The sequence below is a fragment of the Cytobacillus spartinae genome, from assembly GCF_042865285.1.
GTDB lineage: Bacteria > Bacillota > Bacilli > Bacillales > Cytobacillaceae > Robertmurraya_A > Robertmurraya_A spartinae.
Genome location: NZ_JBIACK010000001.1, coordinates 904130 through 929682, shown reverse-complemented (window position 1 = coordinate 929682; position 25553 = coordinate 904130). Strand labels below are relative to the sequence as shown.

Sequence of the window (25553 nt, the reverse complement as noted above, 5' to 3'; positions counted from 1 at the left end):
ATAAACGTATTGGGGGAAGAGAAGATGATTGAAGGTGTTAGTCATATCACGTTTGTTGTTAAAAACCTTGATAAGACAACTAAGCTTTATAAGGAATTGTTTAATGCGGAAGAAGTTTATGATAGTGGTGAGAAAACACACTCCATTTCAAAAGAGAGATTTTTTATCATTGGTGGACAATGGATTGCTGTGATGGAAACGGAGGAGATTGTGAATAAGACTTACCATCATGTAGCTTTTAAGATTAGTGAAGAGGATATAGACTATTACCAGGCGAAAATTATAGAGTTTAAATTAGAAATGAAGGAGCCTAGACCAAGAATAAAGGGTGAGGGGTACTCCATTTATTTCTATGATTATGATCAGAACTTGTTTGAGTTTCACACTGGTACATTGTCTGAACGATTAAGTTCTTATACATTGGTAGATAGTGATTAGAAAAGTTGTCTATAATCTAAGTTTTTATTGAAGAATTAGGAGTTTCACGTATAAAAACGGATTGAGGAAAATAAGAATATACAAACTTTGGAAAAGCTCATTCGTTTTTATACTAGTTTGAAAGAAGCTGATACTTTGTATAGAAATAGAAATGTGAACATTGTAATCTTTTTACTTTTTTGTTTGCTTATCATCTTAATCGTTAATGTCTTTCTTCATGTAAAAATCTATATTGTTTATAGTTCGGGACTAGGACCTCTTTTTGTCATTGGACTCATCATTTTCTTGATTGTTTTATTCTATTATAAAGGGTAGTCACCACAAGAATTACATAGGTTGGCTACCTGAACATACTATTTGCTCCTTCGCCATGTTTTTAACCCCTTTTTATTCACCAAAATTATAATCCTCCCTGTAGCTTTATTTAACTTTTGACTTACTCTCATATAAATATTGAAGTGATTTACCAATGTTGAAAGTGTAATGATAAGGATTTAAGAGAATCGAATGGGTAATACTATAATTTGCATCAAGAAATTCAAGGAGGGTTCATTACAATGCCTGAAAATACAAGAGAATTTCGCACCGGACAGGGAGTTCCAGAGAAGGGACAATATCTTTGTCAGTCTGGAGCAAAAGCAACCTTTCAAAAGGGTGAGGAATTCCCTGTTTGTCCTATAAGTGGAGAAGAAGCAACTTGGACACATGAGGATCGATAACAAGGGTGAAGCTGCCCTTGTTTTTTATATTAAAGAAAAAAGAAAGCACTGGATAGGTAAATGGAAAATCATGTTATAATTACGGGTGTGCTTTATATATGTATCTTGAGGTAGGAGGACATAAAAATGAAGAAAAAATTAAAATTAATTTTTCATATATTAACTTTTATAGGCGTGGTTTCTTTTACATTAGCCTTTTTTAATGTTGGGAGAGAAGTCTTTGATAAGTATTTAGTCTGGTTTTTAGGATCTCTTTGGGTTGGAACATTAGGTAATTTCTTTATAAATAAAGCAACGAAGAAACAAGAAAATGGTTGAAACATTAAAAGTTTACTAGTTTACTTAGATTTGCACTCATAAATGGAGGTAATTTATGAAGATAAGCAAAATGAAAGGGACCGCAGTCGTACTAATTTTCATATTGATGTTAGTGGGATGGTCGACTTTTCGCGGGAAGATGTATGATATCGACCACTCAGAGGTATCCCAAGTATTAGAGACTTTTTCACATGACATAAAGAGTCCTACAAAGGTTCCATTCAAAGATCTGCAATTGTGGGAATACAAGAAAGAATCCGATAATCAAACAGTCATCACATTAATGAATGTGAATAAAAGTACACTGGACATAAGAGTGTCCAAGGATAAAATTGACTTCAATAAAAATATAAAGAAGGAACATGTAACGCTTAATGGAGATTTAGAAGGTGTTTATTTTCCAGACTCTTCAGGAAAGCGGATACTAGTTTGGCAAGATCATTCCATATACTATGAAATCACTTACTATCCTAAACTCACTCTACAGGAAGTTAGCAAACAACAATTAATAAGGATGGCTGAATCGTTTCGTCTTGAAAAATAAATGAAAATCTCTATTGGAGGCAATTCATGCAAACGTTCGAAAAAATAAGTAACCGTTTCTGGTATATGTCACCTGTTTCTGACACTGACAGACCGATTTTAGGATTAGTAGTGGGAGAAAATAAATCACTTATGATTGATGCTGGCAATTCCGAAGCACATTCGACTTTATTTCTCCAAAAGATAGAGGAACATAATCTCCTACTACCAAGTATGGTTGTCCTTACTCACTGGCATTGGGACCATATATTCGGGTTGTCTGCTCTTGATATGGTGTCGATATCATCGAAACAAACGAAAGAAGAGATGGAGAAACTCATTCCCTATAGTTGGTCCGACGATGCTTTGGATCGAAGAGTAAAAGAGGGAGTGGAGATCGAATTTTGTGCTAATGCGATAAAACAAGAGTATGGTCAAGAGAGAAACATACAAATAGTCCTTCCTGATATTAGCATCGAGCATAGGCTGGAGATAGATTTAGGAGGGGTAACTTGTGTGCTTGAACATGTTGGTGGTGATCACTCCCCAGATTCCGTTGTTATTTATGTAAAAGAAGAAAAAATTCTATTTTTAGGAGATTCTATCTACCCAGATATCTATTCTGACAAAAGGCGTTATACCATTCAAAATACTCTGAGATTATTAGAAGCATTGGAAAAATATGATGCAGAAACCTTTATTCTATCCCACTGGAAGGCAGTTTCAAAAGAAGAGTATGAACAAGAAGTGTCTTTATTAAAAATGGTAGCAAATCTTACAGAACAGTTTCAAGGTTCTATTGAAGATATAACACGTGTGTACGAACAAAAGATAAAAAGACCACTAAATGAGGATGAGCTTGAGACCATTCAATACTTTGTTAATGGTTATCAATCATAGTGGGGGAGAGCTACCCTTTGCTAGTGATTAACTTCTCAAAATGTGTCTACTCTATATTAATGTACTTGTGAAAAATAGAACCGCTCAATCTTTAGTGGATATTGAGCGGTAAGAATCATCATTTAAGATTTTTTTACGGCATGAATATAATGGATCGTTTCAAACGCAGACAAATAATCCGAACGATTTTTGAAAAACTGCTCATTGATCTCTGCTGGGGATAAATGTTTATAAATCAACAAACCTGATTGATGTAACATATTCTCAATTTCTTCAAAAGTAAAGCACGATTTCATTGGTTCTCCGCCTACGGAAGCCATTTTCACAATATTTTCAACCCTATTTGAAAATCCTTTTTCATGGAACAGATTTTCATCTGCGTAGTCGAAAACAATTGAGCTTCCGTCCGGTACGATGGAAAACAGATGCTCTATTAAGCTTAAAATCTTTTCCTTTGTTAAGTAATAAGAAACACCTAAGAGGCTAAAGAATGTCTTTTTATTTTCAAATCCTGCATCTATTAAACTCTGATAGGATAATTCTTGAGTAAAATCCATAGGTACAAAATGAAGGTTTTGAGGAATGTTGAATTGCTTTTCCTCTAATCTGTTTTTCTTAAATTCCTGTGAGGCTGGATGGTCAATTTCATATATTCTAAGAGTGTTCTCCAATTCAGGGTGTCGGAAAGAAAAGGTGTCTAAGCCAGCACCAAGAATCACATATTGTTTTACGCCTAATGCCAATTCATTCAGTAATACTTTCTCGCAATAAGCAGCTCGAGCTAATGGTGTTGGAGAAAGCTGGACTTGTGTAACCCACTTAAGAATCTCATTTGGTTTCCCATGAAGTTCGTGGGCAACTTTATGGTTAAAGAATTGAATTCCTTGAATCATATTGTTACTAATACCTGAAAATTCTTCTCCGGTAATAAGATCCCGTGCGATATAATCATCAAAAACTTTTGGTGTGTCATACATACTATGATATGCTCTACTGAAAGCCGAAACTAGGGAAGTAACGCTGGATTCATTTTGCTTCATAAAGTTTCCTCCACAAAAAAATAAGATTCCCCTGGCCAGGAGAATCTTATTATAATCCGATGAATATTATTTGTAAATTATAGCATAAATAACTTTTTTTGTCAATTTTTTAGCTCGTTATGACCTTGTGTAACAAGTTGCGAAAATAGTTGAAACTTCACATGTAAGCACGGGCTATTTTACTTCAAAAAAGATTTTACTATTGGTACAATAGGAACATTAAATAATTTTGAGGAGACATATATGAAAAGAGTCACATTGGTTATTGCGATGATAAGCTTACTGCTTGTCGCTTGTTCCCAAAGTAATTTGGAGAAGGAACCGTTAACGTTACTAGACCAAAATAGCAACGAAGTAACGTTTCCACAGGATAAGCCCACCATTTTCTTTTTTATTACTACCTATACCTGAAGCATCTGTCAACAGCAACTGGTTCAGTTGCATGAGAATTTAGATAAATTAGAGGGTATTGATGCGAATATGTATGTGATTAGTAAGGATACACCTGAACAGCAATTAGAATTATATAATGCTTTAAAGGAACAGTACGGTACGAGCCTTCCAATCATTTCCGACCCGAAGTTAGAAATGGCGGAAGTGTTTGACGTGAAAAATGAGGATGTTTATTTTAGAGGGTATGGGATTTTAGATACTGATGGGAAAGTAGTATTTAAAACGGTAAATGACCACTGGGGCGAACTCTTTGACGAGACAGTAGAAGAAATCAAATCAGAGCTTGGAAATATGTAAAGGGAGCTTCTTATATGGAGAAGTTCCTATAAAAAGGGTTCTCCTCATATAGGGAGAACCCTTCTTACTTAATTAAAGGCTCTTTTCGTAAACTTTGTTGCTATTTAAATACTTTAAACTGCTTTTAAACGGATTATGATTCTGTTTTCTTTATCTTGGGAAGAAAAGATGCCACGAAGCAGCATAGGATCCGTGTTGGAGAACAAATACGAAAAACAACAATCTATGCGAAAACAGCCTAGTTAAACGACAATATATATCCTTTTCCTCTAACATTTTCAATGAAAAAAATATCGTTTGTTTTTTTACGAATCCGGTAGATTAAAGCGTTCATCTCTTCTGAGCTAACATCAGGTATTACTTCCGGTTCGAGCATTCGTTCCACCCAAACACATTTCTTAAGTTCCTCAACAGTTACAAACTGGTCGCACTTCGTTAATAAAAGTTCAATTCCTTTATACTCTTTTTCAGAAAAAGCATAAGTGTGATTGAAAACGAATATCTCTTGTTTAATAGGGTCTAACTGAAATTCATGCTCTATCAGGTGTTTTTGTATAGCAGGACCTAAATCAGCAGTTAAATCCATAGTGGCTGTTGAAAAAGTAAACTTAATAGAGTCCTCAGAAATAGAGATTTGATCAGCATCTTTTAAAGGTTTCTCTTCATGAGGGACAAGTGGTTGATGATTTAAAAATGTTCCGTGTTTACTATTTAAATCTTTTATATAAAAGGATTCGTTTTTACTATAAATTTCTAGGTGCTTCCTTGAGACATAAATATTATTAAAGGAGATATCAGGAGTCCAGTTCTTTACCTTCCTACCTATTATCACCTTTTCTTTCTGCAAAGGAATAAAAGCTCCTCGTTCAAAAGGGGAGCCAGTTTCTACAATGATATATGTTGGTGCTTTCATATGATTCTCCTAATGTCGTATTCAAATATTATCAGAGTGTTATCATGGATTTATCATTAAATGGCCATTGAGTGTATAGGTCTAAATTTATATTCTTTTACTAGATAAGTACATTACACATCTTATCTTATTATTAAAACGGAGGATAGGGAAGTGGAAAAAAAGAAATTAAGAAATAGAGTGATTTCAATTCTTATGTTATTGGCATTTTTTATTTATATAAACAATAGTTCTCTAATCGTAAAGGATAGTAATGAAAAGCCAATGTTACTAGCACATCGTGGACTTGCTCAAACGTTTCCAATGGAGGGGATTACAGGGGACACTTGTACCGCAGAAAGGATTCACGAACCCGAACACCCATTCATAGAAAACACGTTACCGTCGATGAAAGCAGCCTTTGAAGCTGGAGCGGATGTTGTTGAGATTGATGTCCATCCAACGACAGACGGCGAATTTGCTGTTTTCCATGACTGGACATTAGAATGTAGGACGAATGGAGTCGGAGTGACTAGAGATCATACGATGGAAGAACTAAAAACGTTAGATGTAGGATACGGGTACACAGCTGATCAAGGCAAAACCTATCCTTTCCGGGGACAAGGCATTGGATTAATGCCTAGCTTACAAGAAGTTTTAACTGCTTTTCCAGAAAAACCTTTTCTTATTCATATAAAAAGCAATGATCCAGAAGAAGGAGAACTTCTTGCACAGTATCTTAAAAATTTTTCGGAAGCACGATTAACCCAGATATCGGTTTATGGTGGAGATGAACCAATTAACACGTTAAAAGAGCAGCTCCCAGACTTACGGGTCATGTCAAAGAGGACGATGAAGAGCTGCTTAATACCTTATATAGCAATAGGTTGGACAGGATTTGTCCCGAATGCGTGTGAAAATATGCAGTTACATATTCCAGAGAAAATCGCATCCTGGTTATGGGGGTACCCAACGAAATTTGTAGATCGGATGAGAGATTCCAATACAAATTTAATTTTAGTAAAAGGAGACGGTAGTTGGTCTGAAGGGTTTGATGAGCCCCAAGACTTAGAAAGCCTGCCTGAACATTATCAGGGTGGCATCTGGACCAATCGGATTGATCGGATTGCCCCATTATTAAAGGATTAGTTTTGAAAAAATGATATGAAAGTATAAAAGGCCGTTTTGATGGACGGTCTTTTTAGATTTTTTTTGACTATTTTATGAGGATTAGAAATATATACTTACTATGGACATCTGGAAGCGCTTACGAACATTGACTCAGGGGAGGAATTATTTTTATGGCAACAGAAAAAACAGCTTCACAACAATCCGTAGTTAAAGGTTTGTTTCAGCCGCCGTCGTTTGAATCAGTTGAAGAGGAACGTCAACATCTAAAGCAAAGGTTAGCCGCTGCTTTTCGACTTTTCTCCAAGTTTGGTTTTGATGAAGGGGTAGCAGGACACATTACAGCAAGGGATCCAGAAAAGAAGGATCATTTTTGGGTCAATCCATTTGGAATGCACTTTGGACAAATTAAGGCTTCTGATTTGATCCTTGTAAACCATGAGGGAGAAGTGGTAGAAGGGAATCTTCCAGTTAACCGTGCTGCATTTGCGATCCATTCCCAGATTCATGCTGCACGTCCTGATGTGGTGGCAGCAGCACACGCCCATTCGGTGTACGGGAAAACATGGTCAACTTTGGGACGGAAATTAGATCCCATTACTCAGGATGCTTGCGCATTTTATGAAGACCATAGTGTGTTCGATGATTACACGGGCCTTGTTTTAGATACGGACGAAGGTAAAAGAATTGCTGAGGCACTTGGTCAACATAAAGCAGCTATCTTAATGAACCATGGTTTGCTTACAGTTGGAAAAACGGTCGATGAAGCTGCTTGGTGGTTCATCACAATGGAACGCTCTTGTCAGGCGCAGCTCATGGCAGAGGCTGTTGGCACTCCTCGATTGATATCCGATGAAGGAGCTAAATCTGCTGCTTCAGAGGTGGGTACAACCCTTGCAGGGTGGTTCCAATTTCAACCGCTATGGTCAAGGATTGTGAAGGAACAGCCAGATTTATTAGACTAAATGTTTTGTATGAATCACCCCACTCAATTGGAGTTGGGTGATTTTTTCACGTTAAAGGATTAATTTAGGAAGGGTTACATCCATTAGCATAGAATTAGTATATATATCATCTTAGTAACAAGATTGGAGAAACAATGAAATTTATATTCAGTTTTCTTCTTTTTATTTTTGGATGTCTGATTTTGGGATTCACCATTGAAAACTCGATAATAGGAAATATGATAATCAAAGTCATTGGGGCCTTATGCATAGTGAATTTCTGGAAAGTATGGCCGAAAGATAAGAATTTATATTAAATCATGAGTTCTAAATAGAAGAAAATCGAGATCGTACAAGTTGTTGATTTTGAGTTTATCGTTTCTTATAAGCTTTAGAACGGGGTGGATGATTGAAAAATTTTACTATACTGGCTATCACTTGTTTACTTTTAATAATCACAGGCTGTTCTTCTTTGGAAAAACAAGAGGAAATCATTATTAAAGAAGTTAGTTATGATGAACTCTATTGGATAGAACGTGAACAGAGAGACTTGATATATAAATTAAATGAAGATAAAGAACGTGAATCCATTATCGAAGAAGTTCAAAAAGGGGTGAATAGGTTACGTTTTAAGCTGGATTTTATGCATGATCATCCTGAATATAATATAGTTAAAATTGAATTTCTGGCTGTTAAATACACCAATGGCGATCATTCATTCGAATTCATGTCAGATCGGAGTGTGATAACAGAAGTTCATTCTGAAATAGAGGGTTGGAAGGATTATTAATTATATATAATTAAAATTATTGAAATAATAAATAATTGTATAATACAAATTTCGGTTTTATTCAGTAAGAGAAAAAACAGAGGGAGAAGCAAATATGACTAATATAAGTATGGAGTTATCACTTGAACAACGCGAGGATTTATTCAGTATATTAAAAGAGCGGTTTGAGAAAAACATGAACCGACATGAAGGGATTGAGTGGGCTAAAGTTCAAGAGAGGCTGGAAGCTAACACTGAAAAGCAGTGGTCACTACATGAAATGGAAAGAACTGGCGGTGAACCGGATGTTGTTGGTTATGATAAGGAGAACGACGAATACATATTTTATGATTGCACAGCGGAAAGTCCAATAGGTCGTAGAAGTGTATGTTACGACCGTGAGGCGCTGGAGTCTAGGAAAAAACATAAACCAGAAAATAGTGTGATGGATATGGCCAATGCTATGGGTATTGAACTGTTAACAGAAGAACAATACCGGGATTTGCAGAAGCTAGGAAACTTTGATAGAAAGACATCAAGTTGGGTAAAAACACCTGATGCAATTAGAAAACTTGGAGGGGCTATCTTTTGTGATCGTCGCTATGATACGGTCTTTATGTACCACAATGGGGCGGACTCGTACTATGCTTCTAGAGGGTTCCGTGGTTCACTAAGGGTGTAATTTCTGCAGAGGAAACTAATTTCGAATTTTTAAGCTAACCCGCTCATGAATGCCTCATTTTACTAAACGATATGGAGCGATTATTCAACAAGAGCAATTACTTCACGTACAAAAGGTCATCTAGATAATGTTAATTTGATTCATATAAAGTAAATACGAGGAGTTTGCTTATGTATAGAGCAAAAGACAAAAAGTTTTTGTTTATACCATTATTGATTGTTTTAATAGCCCTATCAGCTTGTACCCAAAGTCAAGATTTCGAATTGTATGAAGGGAAACCACTAAGAATAGCAGTAGTTGGTGAACTACCAGACGTTAAAGAAGAACAAGTAAGATTCGATGAGATTTCTCTTGATGAAATATCTAGCGAGGAAGTGGCTAATTATGATGCTGTCATTATTACTGAAGAACATCTTCATGAAGCTTCTGAAAGTCAATATGCGGATGTTTACTTAAATTCAACTATTCATACTTCTTTATATCTACTACAAGTCATGTCCCTTTTACTGTAAGCGATACTGAGTATGATCAATCATGGAATTGGACTCCTGGTGTCAATTATGCAGTTGGCATACTTAATTTAAAAGAAGAAGAAAAGTTAAAAAGTTGGGGATATGGGTTATATAATGATGAAAAGACCGATGAACATATAGAGAATGTTTACTCGAGAATATTCATGACAATTGGTGAACTATAATGATAAGCCCGAACTATTAGGTAGTATTTTAATGAATATTTCACCTTATAGTTCGGGTATTTATTTGTTTTGATTCTGCCCACCATTGTTAATAACTAGTGGAATTAAGCGGAAGCCACTCGACTCCTGCGGGAAGTAGAGGAAAGGCTGAGATCCTACAGGCGTAGCCGAGGACGCTCAGCTTCCTCCCCGCGGAAAGCGAGTGGGCTGTAGCGCAATGGAACGAACTTGTTCTTCCAACTTAACTCATTGATAATTAACAAAGTGTATTAAGATTAATTTAGATATTGCTCGTCTTTCCGTATAGTTTATTAACTTATGTCCCAGGCTCTTGCTGTATTATACCGGCCTTTTTTTGATCTTACCAATTCCGAGTTCTTTTGCTTCCTTGCGTAAAGCTTTAATTAGGCTGAATGCCATTAACGCAATAATGATGGAAAACGGTAATGCAGCTATAATCATCATATTTTGTAGAGCTTGAAGACCGCCCGAGTATAGAAGCACAGCTGCTATGGTAGAGAGTAGTATCCCCCATGTAAACTTTATTTTATTATCGGGTGTATGTGAACCATTTGTCGTCATCATTCCTAATACATATGTTCCGGAATCAGCCGATGTGATGAAAAATGACCCAATCAGAACCATTGCCTTAATGGATGTTAATAGAGGCAGTGGATAATTTGAAAATACGCCAAATAACGATTCTTCTGGAGATAGGGTTGAAATTTTTGCAATTCCGTTATGCTCAAGCGAGATTGCTGATCCTCCGAAAGTTGAAAACCATATAAAAACAACGACAGTAGGTATTAGTAGTACATAAAAAACAAATTCCCTGATACTTCTCCCTTTAGAAACTCGGGCGATAAAGATCCCTACAAATGGTGACCACGCAATCCACCAGGCCCAATAAAAAATCGTCCACCCATTAATCCAGCCACGGATCTCTTCATCTAATGGGGAAATTCTAAAACTCATCTGTGGGATTCTTTGAATATATGCCCCGATTGTATCCGTCAATAGATTGAGAATAAATAATGTTGGACCAAATACAAACATAAGGAATAGTAAAGCGCCTGCTAAAATCATATTTGCATTGCTCAATATTTTTATGCCCTTACCTAGTCCAGTCCAAGCCGATATCAAAAATAGAACAGTAACAACCGCAATAATAATAAATTGAATCCAAACAGTTTTAGATAGTTCAAAAAGATACGCCAACCCGCCATTGATTTGAACTGCTCCAAATCCGAGTGATGTGGCAACACCAAGAACAGTTGCCAATACTGAAAAGATGTCGATGCTTTTTCCAGTGATGCCGTTCACCCTATCGCCAAAAATGGGCTGCAAAGTGGCACTTATTAGACTCAACTTTTTATGTCTGAAGTGAAAATATGCAATGGATAAAGCAACGATGGCATATATAGCCCAAGCGTGAATTCCCCAGTGGAAAAAAGTGAATCTAAGAGCATCTTTTATAGCTTGATCTGTTCCAATTTCACCAGTAGGAGAGCTGACTGCATAATGGCTAATGGGTTCTGCTGATCCATAAAAGACGAGCCCAATTCCCATTCCAGCACTAAATAACATCGCGATCCAAGTAGGTGTAGAAAATTCCGGCTTTTCATCTTGGGTCCCAAGCTTGATTCGACCAACAGGGGAAAACATTAAAAAAAGACAAATCCCAAGTAAAATCGTAACAAGGATTAAATAATACCATCCAAATGCATTAGAAATGAACGTTTGAATATTTGAAGTAAACGTCTCTAGAGTATCAGGAATAACAATTCCAGTTAAAACCAATATAGAAAGGATAAATATTGATATGTAAAACACTATGTAATGTTGTTTCATCCTATTGCCTCCTCTTACATAGTAGTGTTTTCTATTTTACTTATATAAATGTAAATAGTAGTTAATCTTTTGAGTGTTTTTTTATTGAATAGTTTTGACCCATTTAATATTTGGAGGAGGTAGTGGATATTGTGCAAGGGCTATAAAATAAAAAAACAACAAATGCCAAGTTTCAGCTATTGTTGTTTTGCTGTCCTAAATTAGTTTTTCAAAGTATTTACTTCCATTTTCAACTTTTTCTTCGAATCCCATTTTTCGTAAATATACGATATGTTCTTCGTTTGACGACTTACTAATTAACCTATTATAGCCTTTATCTAAAAATTGCTCTCTACTGTCTTCATATACAAAATGACCAATTTTAAAGTCTCTATACTCTGGAATAACGAAATCGAGTTCTACCTCTAATGTATTTTCATCAAGCTTGGAACCTAAAAACACACCCGCTGGTACCATATTTCGTAAAATATAGAAGCTAACATCATATGTTTTTGCCTTAAGCCTAGAGGGGTCTGCAAACTTATTGAGTCCTTCTTTATAGAAATTTATGAAATGGTTAAAGTATTCGGAGTTCTTTTCAATTGTGAGAATCTTGAAGTAGTCTTTCTTTGCACTAGCGTTATAGATTTTCACAAGATAGTATATGTTAATGATGGCTATACCAAGGTTCATAAGCCCGACAGGCAAAGCACCAATTAGAAATCCGTATAAGGAAAACAGGCTAGAGCCTAATAAATTGATCCACCTAAGCTTAATAATCGAACTCATTAATAATGAAATAAGGACAATAAGGGAGGCTAAATATCCTAGCCATTCTAACCAATTTGAATTCATTCCTGCTAACCTCCGCTTTCAGTAACTTGTGTTAATAATATTATTTTAATAGGGATTAGGGCTGTGTAAAAACATTTTGATTTCATTTAAAGACTTAGTGACGGCGGGTTTATACCACTAACGCAAAGGTATTATACCATTTATTTCTACTTTGGTTTAGTGAAAACTTTTCCATTATTTAACTCACACCAATCTTCTAACTCTTCATCATACGTGTCTTTCTGTCCGTATTTCTCTACAAAGTCTTCCTTATTTTGGAACACTTCCATCTCACCATCTTCTATTAATGTTACCATTCGAAAAGGATTTAGGTGGAACACTTTGGAGACAGCTATTAATTCACCTATATGAACAACGTTAGCGATATCTTTCATTCTTTCACTCCTATGCTTACTTGTTCTTTAAATATATACGACCTCATTGGCCAATGATTTGAACATTTGAGAATTAAATAACCAAATTTCAATGTTATAAGATGCAAAATAATGCTCCATCTAAATGGTATTGTTTTCAGTTTTAATGATAATATGTGTTACTTCGTTAACTAGAGTTGTTTCCTTTGAGGTGTTACCGTTATTAGAATAGCTACTGAAGAATAAAGGGCTGATTAAGTTTTAAGAATATTCTTAGGAATTGAAACCTTTAATAGGAAAAAAACGTAAGTGTAATCATTATATGGTTTAGAAGACGGACAAAAGGATAAGGAGACTTTTTATGAAGAACAAAACAGAAGAGGATGACAAGGGTGAAAGTGGAAGTGAACGGTTTTGGGATTTATTTTTGACTGGTGGTTGGTCATCGTTTGAAAATGAGTGGAAAAGTTCAAAGAGTTCTTTGCATACAATCCTCATGTTCTTAGTGCCTATCTTTACGGCAGGTATAATTATTTTATTAGCCATAGTGGCAAATAAAATATTTAACTAATCAAAACAATTGGATGAAAAAAAGATTCGCATCTAACCCAACTCTTCTATGGTCGAAGTCTTTGACCGAGAAGTGATTAGGCACGAATCTTAACTTAAAATATTCACCAATAGCTGTTTCACTATTTATGTAATATATCATCCCTTAATGTAGCTACTTTTGTTAAAGCAGTATCTATGTCTGTTTCACTAACTCCAAAGTGGGCAAGAGCGTCGTGAAGATGTTTTACAATTGCATCAAAATGTTCGGCTTGAAGATTCATTCCCTCATGTGCTTTTTGCATAGATTTTCCAGAGTATTGATTGGGTCCGCCAAGTGCAAAGCTAATGAATTTCGTTTGATGACTTTTTTGTTTTTCCATATCCGTTTCGTTAAAAAATTGTTGTACTGTAGGATCCTTTAGAACTAAATTAGTATAGAAATAATCAACAACCTTAGAGATTCCCTCTTCTCCACCAACTTTTTCGTATAAAGTTTGTTCCATATATATTCATATCTCTCCTTATCATTTATTCAGCTTTATTATCTTTTGATTTATTTGTTTTTATATACTAGGTTAATCATATAGTTGTTATTTTATAGGAGCAATTTGGAGGGATCTGAGTGAATGTAGCAAAAATTCTATTGCCATTTATTTTCTTGATATTATTAGTTGGTTGTACGAATGAACATACAAGTAGTCCTTTTATCAGTAATCCAGCACCAAAAGACTTTCTAAATAACAATGATGCTGATATTTTTCTACTTGATCGTTATGTGTTTTCAAATGCAGAGGATGTGGAATGGGTCAGGGAATTGGAATATGAATTAGGAGAACAAATCGGTGAAATCACTGAGCAGGAAGAAATAGCATCGAAATTTAGAAATGGTACAGCAAATATATTGCCAATTGGAACAAAAATATTCGAAACAAATACACCGGTATACATTGCAGTGGTAAAAGGAAAAGAGATACGTTACTTAAAAATGGTTGAAGGATAAAGTTATAAATTTACTTGTTGTTCAGGATGGAAATTTATTTGTTCAATGAAGGAGCTAGATAGGGTCAAGCTGTATAGAAAAATGGTCAAAGGAGGGGTGGAGGTTTATAACAAACCCTCAAAAGACTCAAATATTGAAGTAGTTACAGAACAGGAACTACAAATTAAGAACCTTATTATTTGATAAGAGGAGGTTGAAAAATGAGAATATCTGAAATCCATCCCTTTTTTTATCATCTTAGAATAAACCAAAAACGTTTGTTCCGTTTTCTGCGTAATAGAATGCTAAATACTAGATACTCAAAAAAAATAGAAAAAAGTCCTTATCCGTTTACTTGTAAGAAACACCAATCGCTATTAAGAAGAAAGTTAGGGAATAGTGATCCACAATTACAAGAGAATAAAATCACGAATCTAGACCTTGCAGCTAGTAAAATAGATGGGATTATTATTAAACCCGGAGAAGTTTTTTCGTTTTGGAACTTAGTTGGAAAGACGACTAAGAGGAAAGGTTATATTGAAGGTATGCAACTTTCAATGGGGGAGGTTAAAACAGGTGTAGGTGGTGGGATTTGTCAATTAGCTAACCTACTGTATTGGATGGCTCTTCATACCCCATTAGAAGTCGTTGAACGACACCATCATAGTTTTGATCCATTTCCCGATGAAGGCAGAGTTCTGCCTTTTGGAAGTGGTGCAAGTGTGTTTTATAACTACATAGATTTACAGTTTAAAAATTCAACGGACCAACCGTTCCAAATTAAAGTCTGGCTAACAGGAAAACATTTAAAAGGAGCCATTTTTACAAATAAAGAGTGGGCATATTCGTATCATATCGATGAGAGAAATCATAGATTCATAAAAAATGATGGGAAGACATTTAGAGAAAATGAAATTTGGAGAAAAGTTGTAGATAAAAAAACCGGAAATTATATAGGTGAAACCCTCCTAATTAAGAACTTTTCTGAAGTTAAATATGAAGTGTCTGATAAGGATATATCTTGTTAAGTGGTGAGTGACTTTAATTTTTATAAATAAATAGATTCAAATATTTGTAAATGTGTAGTATCTTTAGAGTACCGAATTAATTTACAACGACGAGAGGCGCTATTATGTGGAAAAGTAAAAATGTTTGGATACTACTCATTGGGGAATTTATAGCAGGCTTAGGTTTATGGCTTGGGATTATCGGAAATTTAGAATTTATGCAGGAAAAGGTTCCATCGGACTTTTTAAAATCACTGATCATTGCTTCAGGTTTGCTAGCAGGTATCGCCGCGGGACCTATGGCTGGGAAAATTACGGATAAGTTTAGCAAGAGGAAAGTGATGCTTGTCTCCGGATTTGTTAGAGCATTTAGCGTTGTATTTATGTTGATTGCTATTCAGACAGGTTCAGTTTGGTGGATGGTTGGCTTCATGATTGTTCTACAACTATCTGCAGCCTTTTATTTTCCTGCACTTCAAGCAGCGATCCCACTTGTTGTGGAAGAAAAGGATCTACTTCAATTAAATGGGGTCCATATGAATGTTTCAACCCTTTCAAGAATATTAGGAACAGCTGTAGCAGGAATATTAATAACTATGCTACCACTATCTATGCTATATATTGGTTCGTTAGTTGCTTACCTGGGGTTGTTTCTTTTAACATGGTTCCTTGATATTGAAGAAGATAAGCTAATGAATTCTTCAAAAGGGAAGGTTAAAAACAGCGGTGGATTCAAGGAAGTCTTTCCGATTATTAAGGGGCTACCCATCGTATCCATGACACTTATTTTAACGTTGGTACCATTGCTTTTTTTAGGCGGATTTAACTTGATGGTCATTAATATTAGCGAACTTCAAGATAGCGCATCGATTAAAGGGATTATTTATACTGCAGAAGGAATAGGATTTATGCTTGGGGCGTTCATTGTCAAGCGGATTAATAGTAACAAATCGCCATATTCTGTGTTGTTTTTCTTCTCCTTTATCATTGGAATATCACAGCTTCTTCTGTACTTTGCGGACATTAAGGTACTATCCATTGTCGCATTTTTTGTTTTTGGATTTGCGGTTGGTTGCTTCTTTCCGACAGCAGCAACGATCTTTCAAACTAGAGTACCAAAAGAGTTTCACGGAAGATTCTTCTCCTTCCGTAGCATGCTTGACCGTATCGTCTTCCAGGTTGTCCTTCTATTGACAGGTTTCCTTTTAGATGCGGTTGGATTGCAAATTATGGTAACTATTTTCGGTGTATTATCATTAGCCATGACAGCGACTTTCTTACTTCGATCTCGACAAGTGCGGTCAGGGACTCCTGTAGCAGCAGAAAAGACTGTTTAGATAGTTTGATTTCGGAAATTAATACAACTTTCATATTAAACAGTAGGGGCAAAGAAGGTAAATCTTCTCTGCCCTTTTTTGATGAGAAATGAATGAAACATGCTACTGAAGGCTGAGAATCAGAGCTAAATATCCGGAAACGACAAATAGAAAGCACATATAAAACGAGACGATAACAGATAGTTTTTTTACATATGAAAGAATGATTAATGCTAAGAAAACAAAGGATAAAGCGAAAAATGATAGACTCATCACATTTAATGAGAATTGGACGATGAAATCAGGGTAAATATTTCCTCTATAAATTGATGAGAAAAGTGAGGAAACCCCTTCTGTTCTAATGGTTAATGCAATATCATGTGGGGGAGATTGCTGTCCCAATGCTGCAGTAACGGAAAAAATAAGAAGAACCACGATGCTTTCTGCTCTTGTCCAAATGATTGGATTATACGTTGAATCCAACTGTAATCTCTTGCGAATTAGAAAACTATTTATAAACGCATAAGCGATTAAAGGAATAACCAATAAGTGTTTTATTAAGAGAGCTTGACCATAAGAAATACTCCAAGACGTTGGGTATTCCTTAAACTCTACGACCAATGACATTAACACCAAACCTGAAAGGACGGTTGCAGTAAAGCAAATCATCGCTAATGGTCTGAACCACCGTAAAAATGATGACCAGTTGGAGTGGTTGATTGAAAACCAACTCGTAACGATCAGCACACCTACCCAAACACATACAGCCGTAAAGTGTGCCGTATGAGTTAAGAATCCTTTCCATTGGTCGAGGGAGCTAGCATGACTAGCCCAACCAAGGGCCAATAGTAAAAGAAGAGTAATGGATAGTCCAATCATGGCATAAAAAGGATTTTTACGATAATCAATCCAGACTACAAAAATAAACAAAAAGTTGGCTACTATATAGGTGAAAATCCAGGCTTTTCCCACTTCAAAAGTGAAAAGGACAGAATGAAACGTAGTCAAGAAGCCTAAATCTTCGTATAAATGAAAAATTAAGGATAATAAAGGAACAAAGGAAAAGATGGCTATTCCGCCTATCGATGCCATCATTACACCCTTTGGAACCTTAATATCTGGTTTATGCGAATTCGTTATTAAACTTAAAAGAAACGCCCCTATAAGAATCGAAAAACATAGATATAGAAGTGTTTCACTAAAAATGGTTAATATCATCATTCCTAGTTCTTCCTTTTAAAAATAATGATGAAGGTTCCAACACTGATAAGGCTCATGATGACCAATATGATAATTAAAATAGAGATCGTAAACGATTGTTGTTGGTCGTCTGTTTCGGGTAATTCTGTTGATGTAGGTGGATTAGCGCTTGTTTCATCTTTTGTTTCTTGCTCTTCCTCAATTGGTTCTTCGGTTGTATCTTGATTGGCATCTTCTTTTGTATCTTCTTCAGTTTGCTCCATTTCAATAACAAAAGAAAACTCGCCTTCTATTGGATGCCCATCTGCACCAATAATGTCCCAATGAACTTGATAATCTCCGTTTTCTAAAGGTTGTTGTACAGTGGCCTTCATTTGATTTTCATTTAACAAAATAGTTGATAATGAAATAGCTTGTCCATTAGCAGTAGTTAGATTAAAAGTACTTCCTTGTTCTATTTTCGTTTCAAAGTTTAACACGATTTCTTGTAATGGTTCTGTTACAACTTCACCATCTTGTGGGAAAGAGGTTTCTAACCCTGTGTGAGCGAACCCTGTATGGGCAAACGTAAAGAGTAAAAAACATAATAATAGGATCTTTTTAATCATTTCTAACCTCCGAATAGTTTTAACCGCTATCTATTGTATCAAAGTAACCATCACAATCAAATGAAAGTTAGATTGTAAATGGTGACAACTTTTTGAGAGTTTATTGACTTTACTCACGATTCAAGCAACTAGTTCTTTGTAAAAGTAACAAACACAGTAGATTTTTCATAATTATATCGTAAAATATTCAAATGATTGTTTGACTGTTTATTTTTTGATGCATATACTAATAATCAAATGAGTATTAGAATGTTTGAGGTGAAAAGCTAGTGAAGAAAGATGAAGTTTGTGAAATCACTTGTTATGACGAACAAAAAGTAAATCGACTAAAACAGGAACTACTTCAGCAAAATACTATAGAGGTTTCGAAAATATTTAAAGCATTGTCTGACGATACAAGGATTAAGGTTGCTTACTCTTTAAGTCTTGAAGACGAGTTATGTGTATGTGATGTTGCCAATATCGTAGGGTGTACTACTGCTACTGCTTCACATCATTTGAGGCTTCTTCGAAACATGGGGTTAGCCAAATATCGAAAAGAGGGAAAGTTGGTCTTTTATTCCCTAGATGATGATCATGTAAAGCAACTTATACAAATTGCTTTTACCCACCAAAAGGAGGTGGCCTCTCGTGGATAATGCACTGGAACAAGAAAAGACGGTTTACCGTGTACAAGGGTTTTCCTGAGCAGGCTGCGCGAATAAGTTCGAAAAGAACGTAAAACACCTGGATGGTGTTTCAGATGCAAGTGTAAACTTTGGAGCTTCAAAGCTTACCGTTTATGGAAATACAACAATTAAAGAACTTGAGAAAGCTGGGGCCTTTGAAAACTTAAGAATCATCCCAGAAAAGGAACGGTTTGAGGAAAAGAAGGAACCATTCCTGAAAAAACATTCAACCGTGATTGTGTCATTCGCGCTCCTTCTAATGGGGTGGATATCGGGACATATATACGGAGAAGGAAACTTAGCTTCAGTGTTAGCATATGCAGCTTCAATTATAATAGGGGGCTACCGATTATTTAACACAGGACTTAAAAACCTTTTTCGATTACAGTTTGATATGAAAACATTGATGACAATTGCTGTCATCGGTGCTGCATTTATTGGAGAATGGGGAGAAGGGGCAACCGTTGTTATCTTATTTGCCATCAGCGAAGCTCTTGAAACCTATTCCATGGATAAAGCTCGTCAATCCATTCGATCACTTATGGATATTGCGCCTAAAGAAGCCTTAATTAGAAGAGCTAACAAAGAACTCATGATTGAAGTGAATGATATCGAAATTGGAGATATCATGATTGTAAAACCAGGCCAAAAAATTGCCATGGATGGAATCGTTGTAAAAGGGAATTCCGCCGTAAACCAAGCGGCCATTACAGGAGAGTCTGTACCTGTGTCGAAAACAAAAGATGATGAAGTTTTTGCAGGGACACTTAATGAAGAAGGGCTTCTAGAAGTCAAAGTAACGAAACACGTGGACGATACAACGATCGCAAAGATTATCCACTTAGTTGAAGAGGCTCAAGCAGAGCGAGCTCCATCTCAGGCTTTTGTTGATAGATTTGCGAAGTATTACACTCCTTTAATTATGTTAGTAGCGCTTGGAGTGGCTGTTATCCCTCCATTGGTTGGAGCAGATTGGAGTACTTGGATTTACCAAGGATTAGCGGTATTAGTGGTTGGTTGTCCGTGTGCCCTCGTAATATCTACACCAGTATCCATTGTTACGGCCATTGGGAATGCAGCGAAGAACGGTGTACTGATAAAAGGCGGAATCTATCTTGAAGAAATGGGGTCAGTCAAGGCCATTGCTTTTGATAAAACAGGAACATTAACGAAAGGGATTCCTGTTGTCACAGACTATCTTCCGCAAGTTGATGCTACGGCTGAACTATTAAAGATTATCGCGGCGCTAGAAAATGGATCACAGCATCCATTGGCGTCAGCCATCATGAAAAAAGCAGAACAAGAAAACCTGGACTATCAAAGCGTAAATATAGGTAATTTTTCTTCTATTACGGGTAAAGGAATTAAAGGAAATGTAGAAGGTGAGACATATTACGTTGGAAGCCCGAACCTGTTTGAAGAAATCCTTACTGGCGGAATTTCGAACGAGCTAAAGGACAAAATTGAAAAGCTCCAAAACCAAGGGAAAACGGTCATGGTTGCAGGGACTTCAGAGGAAATCATGGCTCTAATAGCTGTTGCAGATGAAGTAAGAGAAAACAGTCAAGACGTGGTTCGAAAACTTCACTCTTTAGGTATTGAAAAAACTATCATGTTAACAGGCGACAACTTTAGAACTGCAACTGCCATTGGAAAGCACGTGGGTGTCTCGGATATCAAAGCAGAGCTTTTACCACATGATAAACTCAATTACATTAAAGACCTAAGAGATGAATATAATCGTGTGTCCATGGTTGGGGATGGGGTAAATGACGCTCCTGCTCTTGCTGCCTCCACGGTTGGGATTGCGATGGGAGGGGCTGGAACAGATACAGCGCTTGAAACAGCTGATATTGCACTAATGGCTGATGACTTAGGGAAGCTACCTTTTACGGTGAAACTAAGTCGAAAAGCTCTAGCGATTATTAAGCAAAACATTATCTTTTCGATAGGGATTAAGCTTATTGCGTTATTGCTGGTCGTCCCAGGGTGGCTTACACTATGGATTGCCATATTTGCGGATATGGGTGCAACGTTGCTGGTTACTTTGAACAGTTTAAGACTATTACGGGTTAAAGATAAATAAAACGGAAGCTTCCCGGTGGATTGGGAAGCTTTTTTTGATGGGATATTAAATGGAGAATGAGGAGGGATAATGTATGTATGATAACTGATGCAGCGTCTTCTGCGAATGTTAAAGGTTAATTTGCAGTGGGAGTGAGTTCTGAGAGTGTTCCCCCTTTATTTAGCACCACGAGTCAGAAGGTGGAGTGACTTATGACAGAGTTGACCTTTTTTCGGCTTCGCAAGTCAGAAGATGGAGTGACTTCTGACAGAATTAACCTTTTTTCAGCTTCACCTGTCAGAAGATGGAGTAACTTCTGACAGTATAACCCTTTTTTTAGCTTTGCGAGTCAGAAGATAGAGTAACTTCTGACAGAGTGAACCCAATTTTCAGCTTCGCCTGTCAGAAGATGCAGTAACTTCTGACAGGACAACCCAATTTTCAGCTTCGCTTGTCAGAAGAATAAGTAACTACTGACAGCACAACCCTATTTTCAGCTTCGCCTGTCAGAAGAAGAAGTAACTTCTGACAGCACAACTCTATTTTCAGCTTCGCCTGTCAGAAGAAGAAGTAACTTCTGACAGCACAACCCAATTTTCAGCTTCGCCTGTCAGAAGATGGAGTAACTTCTGACAGCACAACCCAATTTTCAGCTTCGCCTGTCAGAAGATGGAGTGACTTCTGACAGTAACCTCCTTTTTTTAGCTTCGCGAGTCAGAAGATGGAGTGACTTCTGACAGAGTTGACCTTTATTCGGCTTCGCAAGTCAGAAGATAGAGTAACTTCTGACAGAGTTAACCCATTTTCAGCTTCACCTGTCAGAAGATGGAGTGACTTCTGACAGTAAACCCCTTTTTTTAGCTTCGCGAGTCAGAAGATAGAGTAACTTCTGACAGAGTTAACCCAATTTTCAGCTTCACCTGTCAGAAGGTGAAGTAACTTCTGACAGCATAACTCTATTTTCAGCTTCCACTGTCAGAAGATGGAGTAACTTCTGACAGCACCACCCAATTTTCAGCTTCGCCTGTCAGAAGAAGAAGTAACTTCTGACAGCACAACTCTATTTTCAGCTTCGCCTGTCAGAAGGTGAAGTGACTTCTGACACCACAGCCCTTTTTTCAGCTTCGCGAGTCAGAAGTGGGGATATAACTTCACCCAGTCCAGTGTTGCTCTGTTTCATCATTGAACAAGTATTAGGAGCAGAATAGAAATCCTCTGCTCCTTATTACCATTAGCAATCCTCTGCTTTACTATGATGTAAAGGCGGTGGAATTAGCCAGCCCTTTTCTTTATTAAGTCGCAAAACTTTAGCTCCAAGAGTTGCTTTTTGAACATGAAATTGCCCGAACATCATAGCAACATCTTCTCGTATAGACTGACCAATTAATTGACTACACGAAACTAATCCTGCCGCAATGTCCATGGATAAAGCAGCTGCAATTTCTGGATCTTGAAAGCGTGCTCCGACAGGAATGTCATCTAAACAAGCTTTAGGACGTTCAGGCGGGCTTGGCGGCAATCCGACTCCATTTTCCTTTAGCAATGTTTCAATTTGTTTGATTTCTTGTTGTCCATTCTGAATTGCTTCTTCCAATAACTTTTGAAGGTCCTCATCACCAGCATGATTTAAATGCGTTTGGTAACCTGCAACCATCCCTTTTGCTGTTAATAGAAACGACCAAGTCCCAAAGACTTCTCCGTAATGCATTGGCTCATTTTTTGGATTTCCACTTAATATTCCCATGAAAACACTCCTCATTGAATCTGTAAAATTCATATAACTTCTCCTTGACGAATCTAAATACAAAGTAAGTATTTGAGAAAGAGCTAACTGTTATTCGCTGGTATATGTTTAAGATGAAAAGGCAGCAAGTCTTTCTATCCATGAAATACAAGCATTTGTTCGTGGTATTAGTTTCAAGTTCTGGGGGAAATTAAGGACAACAAAGAGAGCGAAAAGATCATTTCTACAAAGGGGAATTGTTTCTGATGGTTAATACTGATTTGAAAAAAGGCGAAAAGGGAGCATGGATTAGCATAGGAGCCTACATATTTTTATCATCCATGAAGCTAGTGTTTGGTTATATCGGAGATTCCAACGCATTACGAGCTGATGGCTTAAATAATTTAACCGATGTTGTAGCGTCGATTGCTGTTTTAATTGGGATTAAAATAGCTCAAAAACCTGCAGACGAAAATCATAAATATGGACACTCTCGTGCAGAAACCATTGCATCCTTAGTAGCGGGATTTATCATTCTTAGCGTGGGCCTACAAGTTGTTGTCAGTTCATCCCAACTATTCTTCAATCCAATCCAATCTAAACCTGATATTTTTACAGCTTTTATTGGTCTATTTAGTGCTGTTGTCATGTTCTTTGTATATAGGTTTAATAAAAAACTCTCCAAACAAATTGGGAGCAAGGCTTTATATTCTGCTGCACAAGACAATCGTGCAGATGCTCTAGTAAGTATTGGGACAGTAGTAGGGATCACGGGTGCATACTTTGGGTTTGTATGGCTAGATCCGATAACGGCTGCCATTGTAGGGATTATTATTTGTCTTACAGCTTGGGGGATCTTAAAAGATGCGGTTCATGAGTTAACAGATGGGTTCGAAGCCGAACAGTTAAATAACATCGAGCAAACTATTAGTACTACTCCAGGGGTGAAATTTGTAAAAGAAATAAAAGCAAGATTATCAGGAAACCAACCATTGGTAGATGCCACGATTTTTGTCGATCCGGCACTTACTGTTAGTCAAAGTCACAGAATAACTGAGGAGATTGAGGATCGTTTGTATAGCTTGCATAATATTAAGCATGCACATATTCATATTGAACCCTACTAAAGAACATGTAGAGGATTTGCATGAACGAAAGAAAACAACTCATATAAAAGCAGTCCCAGCTTTTATTCAAACTACCTCTATTCATCCAAAATATTGATCTTACTAAGAAGTTGTATATAATCGCACAAAAACAACATCGCAATAGTGTAAACTTCTACATAGGAAAAAGTTACTAGTAAGGTTCAATTTCTTCCTATATAATAAAAAAGTCTATATCGTATGAAAGCCAAGAGGCTTAATACTTTAGGGTATCATTTAAAAATTATCATTTCTGGAGCCATTAGATGAATCAAGAAATAATTGGATATGTGTTTGCTACTTTTTTAGGGGGCATCTTGAGCCTCATCCTGTGTATTTATGCGCTGATTACTATAAAGAAAACACCCGGTGGAAGATTCTACATATTAGCCACTTTCTTCTCCTCATTTTTCACTTTTTCATATGGATTTGAACTGTTGAGCAAAGATTTAGAGCAGATTAAATTTTGGTTAAGGATGGAGTACATTGCCTTACCTTTGATACCCGTTTTTATTCTATTTATGTGCCTTAGCTATGTAGGGAAAAAGATTAATCGCTATTTGAGGATTTTCCTGTATGTTTTACCAATAACTACTACTCTAATGCAGATAACAAATGAATATCATCATCTATATTATTCTTCCGTTTCTTTACGAGGTGATAGCTTAAATCCTATAGTAGAGTTAGAAGGTGGACTATGGTTTATCGTTCATTCTATTTTTCTTTATGCTATTATCGCGGCAAGTATTGTAGTCCTCCTTCTTGAAATAAAGAAGGTGACGACGAAATTTAGGAAGCAAATCTTATGGATGAATCCCCATCGGACTGAGGCCAGCTACATAAAAGACACTAGCCATAACAGGAACGACCAAACCCAGTTATCTTCATAATCACCGAAGGGGTTAAAATTGCCATGTTGGCAAGATTGACAACAGGCAATCGCAATCTTGTCTGGAAGTTTTTTCTGTAAAAGCTTTACGGCATATTCAACAGAATTGGATAGCGTAGAGTGAATATACTTATTAATCACGTGGACTTCAAAGTGAATATTTTGATATTCGTCTTTATCTAATTGTTCGTAAACCATTTTTGTTGGTATAACTGTAATTTTTCCGTCAATTATATAATGCACATTCAAAGTATCTACTTTCAATGCTTGACCTCCAATAAACGAACATAGCTTTTGATAATGTTATTTTTAATGAATTATGAGGAATAGCACCTCTTTTTCTAGAGCCGATATGTTTTTTAGAGATTAGTGATCTTTCTAAACCTTGCTACATCCTCGATTGTTTGTTCTTATCTAGATTATACAAAGATTATAATTAGGTTTCTAATATCAACATTTACCTTAAACGCTAAAAAGAAAAATGACTCCTAAATTTTGAGCTAAACGCCCATCTCGAATCTCTAATCATAGGCATATGCTGTTCTTAGAAACCTTGAAGGGAAT

30 protein-coding genes are annotated in these 25553 nt (G+C 36.4%); 20 read left to right on the top strand and 10 right to left on the bottom strand.

Annotated elements, in window-relative coordinates; genetic code table 11:
* Positions 1-24: 24 nt before the first annotated feature.
* The 5 genes from fosX to ACFYKX_RS04710 all read left to right on the top strand — a co-directional run bounded on the left by fosX (position 25) and on the right by ACFYKX_RS04710 (position 2897).
* A complete protein-coding gene (gene fosX / locus ACFYKX_RS04730) occupies positions 25-438 on the top strand; it encodes a FosX/FosE/FosI family fosfomycin resistance hydrolase (protein ID WP_389358537.1) in 414 nt (137 codons plus the stop codon).
* A 557-nt stretch (positions 439-995) separates the two neighbouring features.
* Positions 996-1157: a hypothetical protein gene (locus ACFYKX_RS04725; RefSeq protein ID WP_389358535.1), complete on the top strand. Its 162-nt coding sequence runs from the start codon at positions 996-998 to the stop codon at positions 1155-1157.
* Positions 1158-1283: 126 nt separating this feature from the next.
* Positions 1284-1475, top strand: coding sequence for a hypothetical protein (locus ACFYKX_RS04720; RefSeq protein ID WP_389358533.1), 192 nt, complete (start codon positions 1284-1286; stop codon positions 1473-1475).
* 55 nt (positions 1476-1530) lie between these two features.
* The gene (locus ACFYKX_RS04715) at positions 1531-2019 is read left to right on the top strand and encodes a hypothetical protein (protein WP_389358531.1); all 489 of its coding nucleotides are present in this window, start codon (positions 1531-1533) and stop codon (positions 2017-2019) included.
* Between the two features lie 26 nt (positions 2020-2045).
* A complete protein-coding gene (locus tag ACFYKX_RS04710) occupies positions 2046-2897 on the top strand; it encodes an MBL fold metallo-hydrolase (RefSeq protein ID WP_389358529.1) in 852 nt (283 codons plus the stop codon).
* Between the two features lie 122 nt (positions 2898-3019).
* Here ACFYKX_RS04710 and ACFYKX_RS04705 read toward each other — a convergent pair whose 3' ends face one another.
* Positions 3020-3937: a class I SAM-dependent methyltransferase gene (locus ACFYKX_RS04705; RefSeq protein WP_389358527.1), complete on the bottom strand. Its 918-nt coding sequence runs from the start codon at positions 3935-3937 to the stop codon at positions 3020-3022.
* A gap of 243 nt (positions 3938-4180) precedes the next feature.
* Here ACFYKX_RS04705 and ACFYKX_RS04700 point away from each other — a divergent pair, with 243 nt between their 5' ends.
* Both ACFYKX_RS04700 and ACFYKX_RS04695 read left to right on the top strand, forming a co-directional pair.
* Complete coding sequence (locus tag ACFYKX_RS04700) at positions 4181-4348, top strand: hypothetical protein (RefSeq protein WP_389358525.1); 168 nt, start codon at positions 4181-4183, stop codon at positions 4346-4348.
* 3 nt (positions 4349-4351) lie between these two features.
* On the top strand, positions 4352-4687 hold the full coding sequence (locus tag ACFYKX_RS04695) for a peroxiredoxin family protein (RefSeq protein WP_389359049.1): 336 nt from the start codon (positions 4352-4354) through the stop codon (positions 4685-4687).
* Between the two features lie 238 nt (positions 4688-4925).
* On the opposite strand, the gene ACFYKX_RS04690 is transcribed toward ACFYKX_RS04695, so the two are convergent.
* Positions 4926-5600 carry an FHA domain-containing protein gene (locus ACFYKX_RS04690; protein ID WP_389358523.1) on the bottom strand — a complete coding sequence of 225 codons (675 nt, stop codon included), beginning with the start codon at positions 5598-5600 and terminating at the stop codon, positions 4926-4928.
* Positions 5601-5795: 195 nt separating this feature from the next.
* On the opposite strand from ACFYKX_RS04690, the gene ACFYKX_RS04685 reads away from it, so the two are divergent.
* The 5 genes from ACFYKX_RS04685 (at position 5796) to ACFYKX_RS04665 (ending at position 9614) form a co-directional block, all read left to right on the top strand.
* Positions 5796-6728, top strand: coding sequence for a glycerophosphodiester phosphodiesterase family protein (locus ACFYKX_RS04685; protein WP_389359047.1), 933 nt, complete (start codon positions 5796-5798; stop codon positions 6726-6728).
* Positions 6729-6880: 152 nt separating this feature from the next.
* Positions 6881-7672, top strand: a complete 792-nt coding sequence (locus ACFYKX_RS04680; protein ID WP_389358521.1) for a class II aldolase/adducin family protein — start codon at positions 6881-6883, stop codon at positions 7670-7672.
* Positions 7673-8060: 388 nt separating this feature from the next.
* Positions 8061-8441: a hypothetical protein gene (locus ACFYKX_RS04675; RefSeq protein ID WP_389358519.1), complete on the top strand. Its 381-nt coding sequence runs from the start codon at positions 8061-8063 to the stop codon at positions 8439-8441.
* Positions 8442-8535: 94 nt separating this feature from the next.
* Positions 8536-9102, top strand: a complete 567-nt coding sequence (locus ACFYKX_RS04670) for a DUF4256 domain-containing protein (RefSeq protein ID WP_389358517.1) — start codon at positions 8536-8538, stop codon at positions 9100-9102.
* A 170-nt stretch (positions 9103-9272) separates the two neighbouring features.
* The gene (locus ACFYKX_RS04665; protein ID WP_389358515.1) at positions 9273-9614 is read left to right on the top strand and encodes a hypothetical protein; all 342 of its coding nucleotides are present in this window, start codon (positions 9273-9275) and stop codon (positions 9612-9614) included.
* Positions 9615-10138: 524 nt separating this feature from the next.
* On the opposite strand, the gene ACFYKX_RS04660 is transcribed toward ACFYKX_RS04665, so the two are convergent.
* From ACFYKX_RS04660 to ACFYKX_RS04650, 3 genes are all read right to left on the bottom strand, one after another.
* The gene (locus tag ACFYKX_RS04660) at positions 10139-11650 is read right to left on the bottom strand and encodes a glycine betaine uptake BCCT transporter (RefSeq protein WP_389358513.1); all 1512 of its coding nucleotides are present in this window, start codon (positions 11648-11650) and stop codon (positions 10139-10141) included.
* Between the two features lie 195 nt (positions 11651-11845).
* A complete protein-coding gene (locus tag ACFYKX_RS04655) occupies positions 11846-12484 on the bottom strand; it encodes a hypothetical protein (protein WP_389358511.1) in 639 nt (212 codons plus the stop codon).
* Between the two features lie 146 nt (positions 12485-12630).
* The gene (locus ACFYKX_RS04650; protein ID WP_389358509.1) at positions 12631-12858 is read right to left on the bottom strand and encodes a hypothetical protein; all 228 of its coding nucleotides are present in this window, start codon (positions 12856-12858) and stop codon (positions 12631-12633) included.
* A 340-nt stretch (positions 12859-13198) separates the two neighbouring features.
* Here ACFYKX_RS04650 and ACFYKX_RS04645 point away from each other — a divergent pair, with 340 nt between their 5' ends.
* On the top strand, positions 13199-13408 hold the full coding sequence (locus ACFYKX_RS04645; protein WP_389358507.1) for a hypothetical protein: 210 nt from the start codon (positions 13199-13201) through the stop codon (positions 13406-13408).
* Positions 13409-13529: 121 nt separating this feature from the next.
* On the opposite strand, the gene ACFYKX_RS04640 is transcribed toward ACFYKX_RS04645, so the two are convergent.
* Positions 13530-13892, bottom strand: a complete 363-nt coding sequence (locus ACFYKX_RS04640) for a group I truncated hemoglobin (protein WP_389358505.1) — start codon at positions 13890-13892, stop codon at positions 13530-13532.
* Positions 13893-14011: 119 nt separating this feature from the next.
* Between ACFYKX_RS04640 and ACFYKX_RS04635 the strand changes: the two genes are divergently transcribed.
* The 3 genes from ACFYKX_RS04635 to ACFYKX_RS04625 all read left to right on the top strand — a co-directional run bounded on the left by ACFYKX_RS04635 (position 14012) and on the right by ACFYKX_RS04625 (position 16712).
* The gene (locus ACFYKX_RS04635) at positions 14012-14389 is read left to right on the top strand and encodes a hypothetical protein (RefSeq protein ID WP_389358503.1); all 378 of its coding nucleotides are present in this window, start codon (positions 14012-14014) and stop codon (positions 14387-14389) included.
* A 200-nt stretch (positions 14390-14589) separates the two neighbouring features.
* Complete coding sequence (locus tag ACFYKX_RS04630) at positions 14590-15396, top strand: VanW family protein (RefSeq protein WP_389358501.1); 807 nt, start codon at positions 14590-14592, stop codon at positions 15394-15396.
* 104 nt (positions 15397-15500) lie between these two features.
* Positions 15501-16712, top strand: a complete 1212-nt coding sequence (locus ACFYKX_RS04625; RefSeq protein ID WP_389358499.1) for an MFS transporter — start codon at positions 15501-15503, stop codon at positions 16710-16712.
* A gap of 102 nt (positions 16713-16814) precedes the next feature.
* Here the strand turns inward: ACFYKX_RS04625 and ACFYKX_RS04620 are convergent, their stop codons facing one another.
* Positions 16815-17912, bottom strand: coding sequence for a copper resistance D family protein (locus ACFYKX_RS04620; protein WP_389358497.1), 1098 nt, complete (start codon positions 17910-17912; stop codon positions 16815-16817).
* A 2-nt stretch (positions 17913-17914) separates the two neighbouring features.
* The gene (locus ACFYKX_RS04615) at positions 17915-18499 is read right to left on the bottom strand and encodes a copper resistance CopC family protein (RefSeq protein ID WP_389358495.1); all 585 of its coding nucleotides are present in this window, start codon (positions 18497-18499) and stop codon (positions 17915-17917) included.
* A gap of 269 nt (positions 18500-18768) precedes the next feature.
* Between ACFYKX_RS04615 and ACFYKX_RS04610 the strand changes: the two genes are divergently transcribed.
* Entirely contained in the window at positions 18769-19137 is a 369-nt protein-coding gene (locus ACFYKX_RS04610; protein ID WP_389358493.1) for an ArsR/SmtB family transcription factor, read from the top strand.
* Positions 19130-21253: a heavy metal translocating P-type ATPase gene (locus ACFYKX_RS04605; protein WP_389358491.1), complete on the top strand. Its 2124-nt coding sequence runs from the start codon at positions 19130-19132 to the stop codon at positions 21251-21253. The genes ACFYKX_RS04610 and ACFYKX_RS04605 overlap by 8 nt, the downstream gene beginning before the upstream one ends.
* Positions 21254-22463: 1210 nt before the next feature.
* Here ACFYKX_RS04605 and ACFYKX_RS04600 read toward each other — a convergent pair.
* The gene (locus tag ACFYKX_RS04600; protein ID WP_389358489.1) at positions 22464-22976 is read right to left on the bottom strand and encodes a DUF3231 family protein; all 513 of its coding nucleotides are present in this window, start codon (positions 22974-22976) and stop codon (positions 22464-22466) included.
* Positions 22977-23221: 245 nt separating this feature from the next.
* On the opposite strand from ACFYKX_RS04600, the gene ACFYKX_RS04595 reads away from it, so the two are divergent.
* Both ACFYKX_RS04595 and ACFYKX_RS04590 read left to right on the top strand, forming a co-directional pair.
* Positions 23222-24082: a cation diffusion facilitator family transporter gene (locus ACFYKX_RS04595; protein ID WP_389358487.1), complete on the top strand. Its 861-nt coding sequence runs from the start codon at positions 23222-23224 to the stop codon at positions 24080-24082.
* Positions 24083-24366: 284 nt separating this feature from the next.
* Complete coding sequence (locus tag ACFYKX_RS04590; RefSeq protein WP_389358485.1) at positions 24367-24990, top strand: histidine kinase N-terminal 7TM domain-containing protein; 624 nt, start codon at positions 24367-24369, stop codon at positions 24988-24990.
* Here the strand turns inward: ACFYKX_RS04590 and ACFYKX_RS04585 are convergent.
* Positions 24936-25253: a hypothetical protein gene (locus ACFYKX_RS04585; protein ID WP_389359075.1), complete on the bottom strand. Its 318-nt coding sequence runs from the start codon at positions 25251-25253 to the stop codon at positions 24936-24938. The two genes, ACFYKX_RS04590 and ACFYKX_RS04585, sit on opposite strands and share 55 nt — an antisense overlap.
* Positions 25254-25553 lie beyond the last annotated feature (300 nt).

What these genes read in the sequence shown, in the direction of transcription:
- fosX (WP_389358537.1), top strand. Translation starts at nt 25, where the DNA reads ATGATTGAAGGTGTTAGTCATATCACGTTTGTTGTTAAAAACCTTGAT.
- ACFYKX_RS04725 (WP_389358535.1), top strand. Translation starts at nt 996, where the DNA reads ATGCCTGAAAATACAAGAGAATTTCGCACCGGACAGGGAGTTCCAGAG.
- ACFYKX_RS04720 (WP_389358533.1), top strand. Translation starts at nt 1,284, where the DNA reads ATGAAGAAAAAATTAAAATTAATTTTTCATATATTAACTTTTATAGGC.
- ACFYKX_RS04715 (WP_389358531.1), top strand. Translation starts at nt 1,531, where the DNA reads ATGAAGATAAGCAAAATGAAAGGGACCGCAGTCGTACTAATTTTCATA.
- ACFYKX_RS04710 (WP_389358529.1), top strand. Translation starts at nt 2,046, where the DNA reads ATGCAAACGTTCGAAAAAATAAGTAACCGTTTCTGGTATATGTCACCT.
- ACFYKX_RS04705 (WP_389358527.1), bottom strand. Translation starts at nt 3,937, where the DNA reads ATGAAGCAAAATGAATCCAGCGTTACTTCCCTAGTTTCGGCTTTCAGT.
- ACFYKX_RS04700 (WP_389358525.1), top strand. Translation starts at nt 4,181, where the DNA reads ATGAAAAGAGTCACATTGGTTATTGCGATGATAAGCTTACTGCTTGTC.
- ACFYKX_RS04690 (WP_389358523.1), bottom strand. Translation starts at nt 5,600, where the DNA reads ATGAAAGCACCAACATATATCATTGTAGAAACTGGCTCCCCTTTTGAA.
- ACFYKX_RS04685 (WP_389359047.1), top strand. Translation starts at nt 5,796, where the DNA reads ATGTTATTGGCATTTTTTATTTATATAAACAATAGTTCTCTAATCGTA.
- ACFYKX_RS04680 (WP_389358521.1), top strand. Translation starts at nt 6,881, where the DNA reads ATGGCAACAGAAAAAACAGCTTCACAACAATCCGTAGTTAAAGGTTTG.
- ACFYKX_RS04670 (WP_389358517.1), top strand. Translation starts at nt 8,536, where the DNA reads ATGACTAATATAAGTATGGAGTTATCACTTGAACAACGCGAGGATTTA.
- ACFYKX_RS04665 (WP_389358515.1), top strand. Translation starts at nt 9,273, where the DNA reads ATGTATAGAGCAAAAGACAAAAAGTTTTTGTTTATACCATTATTGATT.
- ACFYKX_RS04660 (WP_389358513.1), bottom strand. Translation starts at nt 11,650, where the DNA reads ATGAAACAACATTACATAGTGTTTTACATATCAATATTTATCCTTTCT.
- ACFYKX_RS04655 (WP_389358511.1), bottom strand. Translation starts at nt 12,484, where the DNA reads ATGAATTCAAATTGGTTAGAATGGCTAGGATATTTAGCCTCCCTTATT.
- ACFYKX_RS04650 (WP_389358509.1), bottom strand. Translation starts at nt 12,858, where the DNA reads ATGAAAGATATCGCTAACGTTGTTCATATAGGTGAATTAATAGCTGTC.
- ACFYKX_RS04645 (WP_389358507.1), top strand. Translation starts at nt 13,199, where the DNA reads ATGAAGAACAAAACAGAAGAGGATGACAAGGGTGAAAGTGGAAGTGAA.
- ACFYKX_RS04640 (WP_389358505.1), bottom strand. Translation starts at nt 13,892, where the DNA reads ATGGAACAAACTTTATACGAAAAAGTTGGTGGAGAAGAGGGAATCTCT.
- ACFYKX_RS04630 (WP_389358501.1), top strand. Translation starts at nt 14,590, where the DNA reads ATGAGAATATCTGAAATCCATCCCTTTTTTTATCATCTTAGAATAAAC.
- ACFYKX_RS04625 (WP_389358499.1), top strand. Translation starts at nt 15,501, where the DNA reads ATGTGGAAAAGTAAAAATGTTTGGATACTACTCATTGGGGAATTTATA.
- ACFYKX_RS04620 (WP_389358497.1), bottom strand. Translation starts at nt 17,912, where the DNA reads ATGATGATATTAACCATTTTTAGTGAAACACTTCTATATCTATGTTTT.
- ACFYKX_RS04615 (WP_389358495.1), bottom strand. Translation starts at nt 18,499, where the DNA reads ATGATTAAAAAGATCCTATTATTATGTTTTTTACTCTTTACGTTTGCC.
- ACFYKX_RS04600 (WP_389358489.1), bottom strand. Translation starts at nt 22,976, where the DNA reads ATGGGAATATTAAGTGGAAATCCAAAAAATGAGCCAATGCATTACGGA.
- ACFYKX_RS04595 (WP_389358487.1), top strand. Translation starts at nt 23,222, where the DNA reads ATGGTTAATACTGATTTGAAAAAAGGCGAAAAGGGAGCATGGATTAGC.
- ACFYKX_RS04590 (WP_389358485.1), top strand. Translation starts at nt 24,367, where the DNA reads ATGAATCAAGAAATAATTGGATATGTGTTTGCTACTTTTTTAGGGGGC.